This is a genomic window from Caldicellulosiruptor bescii DSM 6725 (assembly GCF_000022325.1).
Lineage (GTDB): Bacteria > Bacillota > Thermoanaerobacteria > Caldicellulosiruptorales > Caldicellulosiruptoraceae > Caldicellulosiruptor > Caldicellulosiruptor bescii.
On record NC_012034.1, the window covers coordinates 2,192,382 to 2,205,030 of the forward strand.

Consider the following 12,649-nt stretch of genomic DNA (forward strand, 5'->3'; position numbering starts at 1 on the left):
ATTTATCACCAAAATTCTCTCACTATATGCTAAACGTTTTACATTATACGATAAAATTAAAAGTTTGACTTTTATTTTATTATATTCTTTGGCTCATTTCTTGTCAATCAGAAATAGATTTTAATAAAAAATAAGTCAAAACACTTCAAATCATCTCAAACCCAATAAAATCAACATTTAATCTCTCTAATAGACTTTTTTATTAAAAGTTGTGCATTCAACTTTTTAAAGAGAGGGAAATCGCTTTTATCACCTTTTAGTCTCTTTAAAATAAGTTCAGACGCAGCCTTTCCAATTTCCTCTGTTGGTTGTAGTACTAAAGACAAAGGTGGTTTTACCATTCTTGCTATTTCAATGCTATCAAATCCAATAACAGAAAGTTCATCAGGAATTTTGACATCCTTTTCATTCAGAGCAATTATACTCCCTACAGTCATATCGTAATTTGTAATGAATACTGCAGTAGGAGGGTCCTCTTTCTCTAAAAGCTCCATCATCCTTTTAAATCCTGATTCCATACTATGATAATCACTGAATTTTATATACTCCTCATCTATTTCCACGTTATAATTCTTGTGTGCTTCAATGTAACCCCTCAGTCTTTCCTTTGCTGTATAAATATTTTGTGGACCGCATATTATGCCAATTTTTCTATGTCCCATAGTGATAAGTTTTTCCACCGCTTTGTATGAAATTTCAAAATTGTTTACAACAATTGTGTCACACTCATAATCTGGAATTGGTCTATCAATTGCTATTATTGGAATATCTCTTTTTACAATTTTTCTTATATCAGAACCTTTCAAAGAAGTAGGAACAACTACAAGAGCATCTACTCTTTTTTTATAAAGAAAATCAAATCTTTCCTTTTCTAATTTCTCATCATCTTTATAGTCGCACACAACAACACTATAGCCTGTTTCAAGCAAGATTGTCTCTAAACTTGAAATAATAGTGCTAAAGAATTGCTCAAATACAGGTATAAGCACACCAATGGTCATAGTCTTATTTGTCCTCAAGCCTCTTGCAATCTCATTCACTTCAAAATCCAAAGCTTTTATGGCTTCTTCAATCAATATTCTATTTTTTTCAAGCACATTTCCTCCATTTAAGTATTTTGAAATTGTTGCAATTGACAAGCCTGTGTAGCGAGCAATGTCTTTAATGGTGGCTGGAATTTTTATCACCCTCTTTTGTATAATAACCTTTTATTAGTTTATTTTATCATCCTAAACTCTCTTAAATCAAGAATTTTAGAAAGCATTGTCTCGAATAGGTGTAGAGATATTTACCACAGCGAAAGAATGTGCGAAAATAGTGAGGAGAAACTCATAAAAAGAATTGAGGCTGCCTCCATCCTGTTTGATATAATTAAAAAGTGTAATCTCCCATTCAAAAGAAAAATCAAAAAACTACCAGGATGGGAGGACAGCCTACTATGAATATTATATCATATCATGAAATGAGAAAAATATCTCCCGAAAAAGCAAGGGAATTAATCCGAAAAGTGTTTGAAAATAATAACAAAAACGTATCAAGAACTGCTAAAATATTAGGTGTATCAAGACATACTGTCAGAAGAGCAATATATGGTCCCCTTGAGGATAAATCAAGAAAACCTAAAACTTGCCCCAGAAAACTTTCTACTGAACTTGAAAATCTCATTATCGAGGAATCTAAAAGAACTGGCTTCAGATACAGACGTTTGTCTCTTTACCTGCTCAGAAAATATGGTATTAAAATAAGCGAAAATACAATAAAGTCTATTCTCAAAAGAAATGCTATACCAAAAAAATCAAGAAAGACAAAAAAGGGTGAAAGAAGTTTGTACGATTATGAAGCCCTCATTCCATTTTCTGAATTTCAACTTGATACAAAACATCTTTTAGATAAAGACAGTCTTCCTGAAGAGGTATATGAACATATGAAAAAACACAATTTACCTTGCTATGAGTGGAACATGATAGACATTGCAACAAGAGCAAGATTTACAGCCTACTCCTATGAACTTTCATCTGCTTTTGGCTTTATGTTTATATCCTTGGTGGCTTTATGGCTAAGAACGCATAATGTAAGAAACCCAATAAAAATCCGATTGGACAATGGAGAAGAATTTTGCGGAGGAAGTGAAAGAAAGCTAAAGGAGTGGAATGAGATGTTTTCTATTTTGGGTGTAGAACTAAATCCTATTCCACCAAGAGCAAAACATCTTATGGGGGTAATTGAAAATTCACATAGAGCAGATGACGAATATTTTTTAATGATTCATGCCGAAAGATGTAAAAACAAAGATGACTTTATTCAACGAGCTCAAAGGTGGCAGGATACGTGGAACTTTTTTAGACCTCATAATGGTAAAGGTATGAATGGGAGGACACCATTTGAAAAATTCATAGATTCTAAAACTCTGGTCTCCTCCCATGTGTTTCAGTTCCCTACTTTACTTCTTGAAGACTTATTAAAGAAAGTAGGAACTTTTTATTCTCTATTCTGTAATAAATTAGGTGGTAAATATGTCTTCACCACGTGCCTTTAGAAAGCATTGTTTGAAATACCCATAGGTTTTGATTTGTTTTTATTGATTCTTTTTATTTTGTTGTGTATAATTAAAATAAATAACTTTAAAGTAAATACAACTAAAACAATTTGGAGTGAAAAAAATGAACATCAACTTTAAAATAAAACCATTCTGGTTTTGGAATGGGAAAATGGAAAATGATGAAATAGCAGATCAAATAGCTCAGATGCATGAAAAAGGAATTGGTGGATTCTTCATTCATCCACGGCAAGGTCTCGAAATACCCTATCTTTCTCACGAGTGGTTTGAAAAGGTTTCTGTTGCAATTGAATGTGCAAAAAAATATAACATGGAAGTGTGGCTTTATGATGAATATCCTTATCCAAGTGGAATTTCAGCTGGTGAAGTAGTTGTTCAGCATCCTGAATATCAAGCTTTTATATTAGATTATAAAGTGTTTGAGGCAAAAGATAATGAAGAAATTTGCATTGAAATTCCCATGTGTGAAGTGTTATTAGCAAGAGCTTATAGAATAAGGAACAATATTATAGTATGGAATGAATACATAGATTTGATTGATTATATTGGTGTAATCTACAAAGAACACATTTACCAAGAAAGTGGGCTTACGTTTTACAATAGGAAAAGATACTTTGTTGGAGATGGGGCAAAAGCACTTAAATGGAAAGTACCAAAAGGAAAGTGGAAGATATTTTTGTTTTATCAGTATCCATTAAAAAATTTTAAATATTTCGGGACATTTATTGATCCTCTAAATAAAGATGCTGTAAGACTGTTTATTCAAACCACTCATGAAAAATATAAAAAATACTTGGGTCATGAGTTTGGAAAAACAATTAAAGGAATTTTTACAGATGAAACAGCTCCAGTTGCTGGCAAACTTCCTTGGTCAAAATTGCTTCCTAAGCTTTTTGAGCAAACATATGGGGAAAATCTTATTGAAAAATTACCTCAAATTATTTGCACAGACATATTTGATACAGCCGGTTCAAAAATTAGGTATCAGTTTTGGAAACTTGTTGTGGACACATTTATTGAGAGCTACGACAAACAAATTCTTGAATGGTGTCATCAGAACAATCTTTTGTATGTGGGCGAAAAGCCAATTTTGAGAAGCTCACAATTAGCTTTTATGGACATTCCCGGAATAGATGCAGGGCACCAAAAGGCTGGTGACATTCCACAGGTTGTATCTGAAAACTACAGAGCAAATCCAAAGATAGCATCATCTGCCGCTCACTTTTATAAAAAGGAAAGGGTTTTGTGTGAATGCTTTCACAGTATTGGCTGGAGCATGACAATGCAAGATATGAAATGGATATTTGACTGGCTAATATTGCAGGGAATAGATATGTTTGTCCCCCATGCCTTTTATTATAGTGCAGATGGACTCAAAAAACACGATGCCCCACCTTCAGCCTTTTTCCAAATGCCTTGGTGGAAACATCAAAAAATATTGTCTGAGTATGTAGAAAATGTAACTAAAATGCTTAAAAATTGTAAAAGAAAAGTTGATGTACTTATAGTAGATCCAATTACAAGCCAGTGGACCTGTTTTAACGACAAAGAAGTAAAAGAGAAGATTTCGATGGATTTCTGTAGAATTCAGCAAATTCTTTTAGAAGAAAATGTAGACTATTATGTGATTGACCAGTCATTAGTAGGAAGTTTGGAATGCAGGAATCAGAAGATTTATTATGACAATGAAAAATTTGAATTATTGATCATTCCACCTGTGACCAATTTAGAAAAAGAGGCTTACATGAAGATAAAAGATCTAATATTGAAAGGATGTAAAGTTGTATTTATTGGCTGTTTGCCATTCCAAACCATCGAAGATTTTGATGTTGCCAAAGATATTAGCAATTTTCTTGGAGTAAATTCTATGGACATCGCAAAAGCATATAAAACAGGTTCTAAATTGAACAATACAGTTTTTCTTAACAGTTGTATCTTCATTGGTAATATAGAAGATTTAGTAGCAAAAATTGACAAGATTTGTAAAAAGCCTGTAAGTATATCATATGAATCTTCTAATGACCGTGGTATTCTCTGTGCTTACTTTGAGGACGCAGAACACGACTTTTTATTTATGATTAACCCAACTAATGAAAAGAAGATCTGCAAAGTATACTTGCGGTACAGGCCTGATGAAATAAACAAAATTTATTCGGTTCCATTGACATCGCAAGAACTTGATAAGGAAATAAATTTCGAAAATTCTTTAGATAAAAAGCAAATAACTTTTTCCATGAATTTTGAACCTTTTCAATCGTATTTAATTAAATTAGAAAAAAGTTTTGTTAAGAAAAACGACCATAAAAATGATGTTGAAAAGAGAGTTTTTGAGTACAAAATCCCTCTTGCAACTGTTTGGGAATTTTCAATTGAGAGTTTAAATCCTTTAAGGCTCGGCAGATGGAATTTAAAGTTGATTTTCAACAACGAAAATGAACAGTATTCAATATCTTCAAAAATTCCAGTTACACCAAAACCAATAATTGATCAGATAGAAGAGGCAAAAATTCCAATACCACTAAAAACAAAAAGTTTCTTTGGATGTCCAAAAGAAATAACATTGCCAAGCTTTGAGGCAATATACACTACTTCATTTTTTATAGATGCAGCAAGCCAAAAATTCTGGCTTGTAATTGAAGATGAAGGTATAAAAGGTGAATGGGTTGTGCTTTTGAACAATCATACTATTTTACCAAGAGATTTTGTACTTAAAAGATTTTATTCTCATACTAATTTGGCATATGATATTAGCAACTTAATTAAACTGGGGGAAAATCAGCTTTGTGTATGTGTAAAGATTAGCAGGTCTTTTGATGGACTTCTTACACCCATTTATATCTTCAGCACGGCAGGTGTATTCAAAGTTGATGATAGCTGGCATATAGACAAACTTCCAACTCAAGGCTGCTTTGGTAAAGACCTTGAAAATGGCATTCCTTTTTATGCTGGTTTTATAAAGTACGAAAAAGAAGTTCAAATGCCATCTTTTGAAAATGGTTTTGTGGAATTCTTTATTGAAGATAACATAAATCAGTGTGTAAGTCTTTATATAAATGATGAATTTATAGGTACAAGGTGCTGGCAGCCTTATAGATGGAAGGTAGATTCTGATTTACTTTCTTCAAAGAAGGTAAAGCTCACACTTGAAGTATCAACTTCGAGCCTGCAGCTGTTCGAAGGTGAAGTTATTGAACCAATAACACATAAAATTAAGACAATATAAAACTCATCAATATAAAAATTAGGGGTGGATTTAGATGATGCGAATTGTAGAAAAAATTAGACAAAAAAATGAAAATTATCACTCCGGTCCAATACCTACAATTGCCTTTTTGGGTGACAGTATAACCCACGGTTGTTTTGAGGTCATTGAAGGAACAAAAAGAACATTAGAAGTTGTGTGCGATTTTGAAGCTGTCTATCATAATCAATTTAAAAAAATCTTATCAATGATGTTTCCATTTGCTCAAATTAATATTGTCAATGCAGGCATAAGTGGTGATACAGCACAGGGCGGCTTACAAAGACTTGAAAGAGATGTTTTAAGATTTAACCCAGACCTTGTGGTAGTTTGTTATGGATTAAATGATAGTAACAAAGGAAAAGAGTATTTGAATGAATATTTAGATGGTTTAGCAGGGATATTTATAGAACTTAAAAAACACGATATTGAAGTAATTTTTTTAACTCCCAATATGAAAAATACTTATATTTCACCAGCTATAAAGAGCTTGCCTTTGATTGAGATGGCAAAATTAAATATGGAAAGTCAAATCAATGGAACGTTAGATCTTTACATGGATTCAGCTAAGGAGCTTTGCAAAAAGGAAAAGGTTGTAGTTTGTGATTGTTATGAAAAATGGAAAAAGCTTTATCACAGTGGCGTTGACACAACAAATCTTCTTTCAAATTTTATAAATCACCCCAATCGCCCGATGCATAAGCTCTTTGCATGGTCATTATTTGAGACAATTATGTTTTAAAAAAAAATTTAAATAAAAGGTGGGAGATTTTAAATGAAAATTTGCATAGTAGGCAGTAGTGGACACTATGTATATGCTTTAAGAGGAATAAAAGAAGACCCTCATGCCCAAATTGTGGGAATCTCTCCTGGATGTGAAGGAGAGAATATTGAAAGGTTACATTCTCAAGTAAATGAAATGGGATTCACACCTGTGGTTTATAGCAATCCTATAAGGATGTTTGAAGATCTCAAACCTGACATTGCTGTGATTAATACATTTTTTTATAAAAATTCTGAGCTTGCAATTGAGGCTATGAAAAGAGGAATCCACGTATATATGGAAAAGCCTGTTGCACTATCAATAGAAAAACTTGAAGAACTAAAGAGTGTGTGGAGGCAAACAAAAGTAAAACTCTCATCAATGCTGGGATTGCGCTATACACCCCATTTTTGGACTGCTTATAAACTTATAAATGAAAACAAGATAGGTAGAATAAGACTGATACATGCCCAAAAATCTTATAAACTTGGAACTCGACCTGACTTTTATAAACATAGAAGAACATATGGCGGAACAATTCCCTGGGTTGGCATTCATGCTATTGATTGGATTTATTGGCTAAGTGGCAAGAAATTTAAATCGGTCTTTGCAGGACATTCAAAACTTTATAATAATGATCATGGTGAGCTTGAATCTACTGCTTTTTGTAGTTTTGTAATGGAAGATGAGATTTTTGCAACGGTGAACATTGACTATCTGCGTCCTGCTACTGCCCCTACTCATGATGATGATAGAATTAGAATTGTGGGAACAAGAGGAATTTTTGAAGTTTTAAATGGAAAAGTTTTCTTGCTAAATGATACCACTAAAGAGATCTCAGAAGTCTCTTTAGAAAAACCACCTATTGTGTTTTTAGATTTCTTAAATGAGGTAAGAGGTACAGATAAGTGCTTAGTTAGTAGCGAGGATAGCTTTTATGTAACCTTTGCTTCGCTTTTAGCAAGGCAGTCTGCTGATGAGGATAAGGTAATTGAATTTTAAACTATAATGTTTTAATTATTTCCTATATTTATAAAAATTACAAGGGTTGTTCCCTACCAATAAGGGAATGCAACCCTTTAATATTATGCTCTTATATATTTAACCCTTTAAACCTGTAGTAACAATTCCTTCCACTAGATAGCGTTGGAAGAATATAAATATTATAAATGAGGGAACGAGCGATAATGTTGCCATAGCAAAGGCAGCTCCCCAGTTAGAAACTGCTGTCGGGTCAGAGAACATTCTCAACCCTAAAGATACTGTATACAACTCAGGTTTGCTGAGGTACAAAAGAGGCCCTAAAAAGTCATCCCAACGCCACAAAAATGAAAAGATTGCTGATGTAATTAAAGCCGGAGAAATTAATGGCAAAATAATTCTTGTAAAAATTGAATATTTACTACAACCATCAATTTTAGCCGCTTCATCTAATTCGTTTGGAATTCCTCTTATAAATTGAATCATTAAAAAGATAAAAAATGGCTGACCCAAAAAAGCTGGAACAAGTAAAGGCTTGAACGTATTTACCCATCCCATCTTTTGAAACATGATGTATTGCGGAATCATAACAACCTGATATGGTAAAAGCATAGTTATAATCATACAACCAAACCAAAATCCTTTGCCTTTGAACTTACATCTTGCAAAACCATAAGCTACAATAGCTGAGGAAATGACAGCACCAACAGTACCAATAATAGTAACAATAAATGAATTTTTAAAAAAAACTGAAAATGGGTATCCCGCAAAACCTCTCCATCCATCAATATAATTTTTGAAAAGCCACTTTTTGGGTAGCAATTCGTGCGCATTTAGAAAAATTTCACTATTTTCTTTGAAGGAACTGAAAAACATCCAAAGAAGTGGATACAGCATTATGTAACCAAATAGAATTGTTAGCAGATGAAACAATAATGCTTTCATTGTCTTTGTTCTTCTCACTTTTTATTCACCTTCCTTGGACTCATAATATACCCAAAATGTAGATGATTTGAATATAAAAGCTGTGAGTATTCCAATGATAATAAGCATTACCCACGACATAGCACAGCTGTAGCCCATGTCATAAAATTGGAATGCTCTTCTGTAGAGGTAAATAGCGTAAAAGAGTGTGCTGTTCACAGGGCCGCCATTTGTAATAATGAATCCTTGAGTAAAAGTCATAAAGCTTCCTATCATCTGCATAATCAAGTTGAAAAATATTATTGGTGTGAGCATCGGCAAGGTTATTTTAACAAACTTTTGCCAGCTATTTGCTCCATCAATAATAGCTGCTTCATAATAGCTTTCTGGTATTTGCTTTAAACCTGCTAAAAATATCAACATCGGCGAACCAAATTGCCAAACCGCAAGTAATATCAACGTCCATATAGCAGTTCTTGGATTTCCTATCCATGAAGTCTCACTTTGAATTCCAAATAGTTTCAATATTGAATTTATAACACCATCACTTGTAAAAAGTCTTTGCCAAAGCACTGCCACAGCCACACTGCCACCCATCATAGAAGGAACATAGTATACAGCCCTGTAAAATGGTGTTAGTCTGCTTTTGTAAGAAAGCCAAAGGGCAAGAAGCAATGCAAAAGCCAGCTTTAATGGCACAGTTACAAACACATAGAAAAAAGTTACTGACATTGATTTCCAAAATAACGGATCTTCTTTAAACATTTGTACATAATTTTGTAATCCTACAAATTTAGGAGATGATAATAAATCATATTGAGTAAAAGACAAATAAAAGGTTGCTGCAATAGGAATCAAAGTGAACACAAAAAAGCCAATAAGCCAGGGAGATATAAAAACATAACCAGCAACATTTTCTGAACTCATCAAAAGTTCTCTGAAAGACTTTTTTCGATTAATATTCGACATGTTTTTTCCTCCTTTAATTCAAGTTAAACAAGCCAGCTGATAATATTTTTCAGCTGGCTTGTCTTGCCAAAGAAAAGTACTATACTCAAAGTTTATTTCTTGTTTTTGGCAAGTATTTGATTTGCTTTTTGCATAAACATCTTTGCCGCTGTTTCAGGTTTTATCTGACCATACAAGACTTGGTCGTAAAGATCTTTAAACGTCTGCCCTACTTCAGTTCCGCCTGGTGGATCTGGTGGATCAATAGGTGAACAATTCTTTTCAGCGAGGGCTATATAATCAAATGTCTGTCTCACTGCAGGTTCGACTGCATTCTTGATACCTTCTCTTACTTTTGCTGAAATAGGCACACCTCTTTCAGCAAGCAAAATATTATTCGCCTCTATGCTATTTGTAAAGAAGTTTATAACTTTAGCTGCTTCAGTTTTATATTTGGAGGTTGCAGCAATAGAGAAGAACTGAGAAGGTTTTAAATACAACCCTGGTCTTATACCCCCCTTGGGTGGAAGAGCTAATGCCAGTGGGCGTTTTGCAGCATTTGCTGTTGCAACAAACATGTTGCTCCATGTCCATCCTATCCATGTCTTGCCTTTCACAAATAAGCTGTCTTCAATTGTGGAGGTTGCTGAAACTTCATCAGGTTTTGCTGTATATCCGCCTTTCAATAACTCTAAATTGATATTAAATACATCAATAACAAATTTTTCTTGAGTAAATCCCAAACCCGTTCCATCGTGTTTATATAAGCTTTTGCCTTGCTGCCTTACATAGTATTCAAGTAAGAATTTTGGGTCAGCTGTTAATGCCAAGTCTGCTCTGATTTTGGTTTTTTGAAAAACTTTTTTGATAATCTCTTTGTAGTCATTCCAGGTCCAGTTGCCATCTTCAGGTATCTTAACACCTGCTTTTTGAGCCACAGCAGGGTCATAAATTATTGCTAAAGCGTTAGTCCCTAAACTTATGGCATAAATCCTTCCACCAACTGATCCACTTTTTATACTTGCTTCACTTACATCTTTCAGATTCAATATTCCATTTTTTGTGTAAGGTGTTAAATCTGCCAACAATCCTTTTTGAACATATTGAGCTAAATACATATAGTCCATTTGAATAATGTCAGGCAAATTCTTTGCAGCTGCTTGAGTTGTAAGTTTATCCCAATATCCCGACCAGCTTCCAAATTCTGTTACAAAACTTACTTTTCGATTAACCTTTGCTCGGTATAGTTCAAGCACCTTTTGAGTTCTGTCATGACGCGTTTGGCTTCCCCACCACGCAACTCTGAGTTTGATTGACTGAGAAGAACCAAAAGCCTTTTCAGAAGGTTTAGTAAAAGGAAATATAAGGATTGAAAATAAAAATATTATAATAGTTCCAATGCACAATATTCTTTTCATAAAATTTCCTCCTTCCTTTTTTTTTAAAATTAAATGCTCTATTGAGCATTTATACCCTCCTTCACTTGTTGCAAGGATAAAAGATAATATTCCTTACTTTCTGCTTTTATTTTATATTTGTTTAAATTGAATCTGTTTTATTTGCTGTTTTATGGATTTAAATTTACTTCTGTATTTAATATATCTAATTATTTTGAAATTGTCAAGAATTATTGCATATTTAATTATAAAATTGACCAAAATAAAAACAAAATTGTTTATTAGATAACTAATCTTAAGGAAATCACAAAATATTTTTAAAAATCAAAAGTATATTGAAAAAGTAGAGGCTTAGCTCAATCCTTTTTACACAAATATATAGAGTCATCCAAAACAATTATTGCCTGTGTATGTTTTGAGCAAATAAAGTATTCTAAGTATAGTTTTTTGTTTATGCATGATTATTTGACTTTATTTCTATGTTTATTTTATATCTGCTATTTTATTTTGTCAATATTTTATTACACTAAAAAATAAAAGAGCTATCAAAATAAAACTCAAGATAGCTCTGTACTTTTTAAAATAAATTAAGCCTATTCAGTTTAAAAATATAAGATTTTACCTTTTAAACATACTAAAACAACAGTAATCAATTAAATCAAACTCTTCTGTTTGTTTCGCCCACGGTACTCCTATTTCAGAAAATAGTTTTCTATTCTCAGCTGCCTCATCTATGATTTCTTTTATATTTTTGATATAGGTATATATCTTACCATTTTCATTGCTAATCTCTAAATATTCGTCTGGAATATCATAAATACACCCTGACGATTCGAAAGCCCCGTTGGATGCCAAAACAAAATTGCGAGTCACTTCCAGAGGACAGTAAAGTTGTTTGCCTTCAAACAGATGCTCCACCATATTAATGTACATATTCACAAACAAATCTTCGCGTCCACCATCAAACTCTTCTGTATTGCCATCAAAATATTCTATCTTAAACTTATTTGCAAATGTCCAATAAGCTCTTGCTTTTTCAGCTTCTATTATGATATAGGGTGACTCTTCTTCCCTGTTACATAACGTTGAATAAAAATAGACCTCGATTCCTGTTTTTGTGATGATTCTCACACACGCTGTGTCTTCACCTTCAATTTTATGACCGTGATAAAGTTCTGCAGTAACTTTCTGAGGTACACCTCCATTTTCTTCTGAGGTCTCAGCAATAATCAATTCATTGTTCAAAAGATGTGCAAGAGGATTGTTTATTGTTCCATCCAAGACATAGTTACCATCAACAATTAGCTTCCCAGCCCACGCATTTCTTTGATAATAGCTTTCATCCCTTTTCCAACGTCCAACACCAATAATTGATTTTATCCTGCCAAGCCTGCCTTCTCTTATATACTCAAGAAGTTTTCTAAATGCTTTACCAGAGGTGTTTTGAAAGTTCACGCTACAAACCCTTTTTGTTTTTCTCTTCGTCTCAATTATAGCGTCAATATCCTGAATTGTCACAGCAGGCGGCTTTTCAAGCAGGACATTAAAACCTCTTTCCATTGCATCAATTGCCATTGGAGCATGTAAATGAATGGGCGTTGAGATGGCAACAAAATCTAAGTCTTTATGATTTTCAAGCATTAATCTATAATCCTGATAATACTCAACACCTCGAGAAGCCAATCTATCAATCACTTCTTTATTTTTTTCGTAGCTTGTTGCAACAATTGCTCTCAAGTCAACCATCTTCCCTTGAAGCTGTTCTATTGACCGCAAGTGTATACTCCCAAAACCACTAATTCCAATAAGACCAATCTTTGCAATATTCAAGACTGTCC

Annotated in this window: 9 protein-coding genes; 4 read left to right on the forward strand and 5 right to left on the reverse strand. The window is 33.3% G+C overall.

All coding sequences use genetic code 11. The features are described from left to right. Positions 1–170 precede the first annotated feature (170 nt). Positions 171–1,187 carry a LacI family DNA-binding transcriptional regulator gene (locus ATHE_RS10415; protein ID WP_015908428.1) on the reverse strand — a complete coding sequence of 339 codons (1,017 nt, stop codon included), beginning with the start codon at positions 1,185–1,187 and terminating at the stop codon, positions 171–173. 251 nt (positions 1,188–1,438) lie between these two features. On the opposite strand from ATHE_RS10415, the gene ATHE_RS10420 reads away from it, so the two are divergent. From ATHE_RS10420 to ATHE_RS10435, 4 genes are all read left to right on the forward strand, one after another. Continuing rightward, positions 1,439–2,536: an IS481-like element ISCbe2 family transposase gene (locus ATHE_RS10420; RefSeq protein WP_015908429.1), complete on the forward strand. Its 1,098-nt coding sequence runs from the start codon at positions 1,439–1,441 to the stop codon at positions 2,534–2,536. A gap of 124 nt (positions 2,537–2,660) precedes the next feature. Continuing rightward, complete coding sequence (locus ATHE_RS10425) at positions 2,661–5,780, forward strand: glycosyl hydrolase (protein WP_015908430.1); 3,120 nt, start codon at positions 2,661–2,663, stop codon at positions 5,778–5,780. Positions 5,781–5,814: 34 nt separating this feature from the next. Next, positions 5,815–6,540 carry an SGNH/GDSL hydrolase family protein gene (locus tag ATHE_RS10430; protein ID WP_015908431.1) on the forward strand — a complete coding sequence of 242 codons (726 nt, stop codon included), beginning with the start codon at positions 5,815–5,817 and terminating at the stop codon, positions 6,538–6,540. A 33-nt stretch (positions 6,541–6,573) separates the two neighbouring features. Further along, complete coding sequence (locus ATHE_RS10435) at positions 6,574–7,563, forward strand: Gfo/Idh/MocA family protein (protein WP_015908432.1); 990 nt, start codon at positions 6,574–6,576, stop codon at positions 7,561–7,563. Between the two features lie 99 nt (positions 7,564–7,662). On the opposite strand, the gene ATHE_RS10440 is transcribed toward ATHE_RS10435, so the two are convergent. From ATHE_RS10440 to ATHE_RS10455, 4 genes are all read right to left on the reverse strand, one after another. Then, on the reverse strand, positions 7,663–8,505 hold the full coding sequence (locus ATHE_RS10440; protein WP_015908433.1) for a carbohydrate ABC transporter permease: 843 nt from the start codon (positions 8,503–8,505) through the stop codon (positions 7,663–7,665). A 3-nt stretch (positions 8,506–8,508) separates the two neighbouring features. Continuing rightward, entirely contained in the window at positions 8,509–9,435 is a 927-nt protein-coding gene (locus tag ATHE_RS10445; RefSeq protein WP_013429600.1) for a carbohydrate ABC transporter permease, read from the reverse strand. A 92-nt stretch (positions 9,436–9,527) separates the two neighbouring features. Continuing rightward, positions 9,528–10,832 (reverse strand): extracellular solute-binding protein, encoded by a 1,305-nt coding sequence (locus ATHE_RS10450; RefSeq protein WP_015908434.1) that lies wholly within the window; start codon positions 10,830–10,832, stop codon positions 9,528–9,530. Between the two features lie 597 nt (positions 10,833–11,429). Continuing rightward, complete coding sequence (locus tag ATHE_RS10455) at positions 11,430–12,641, reverse strand: Gfo/Idh/MocA family protein (RefSeq protein WP_015908435.1); 1,212 nt, start codon at positions 12,639–12,641, stop codon at positions 11,430–11,432. Between the last annotated feature and the right edge of the window lie 8 nt (positions 12,642–12,649).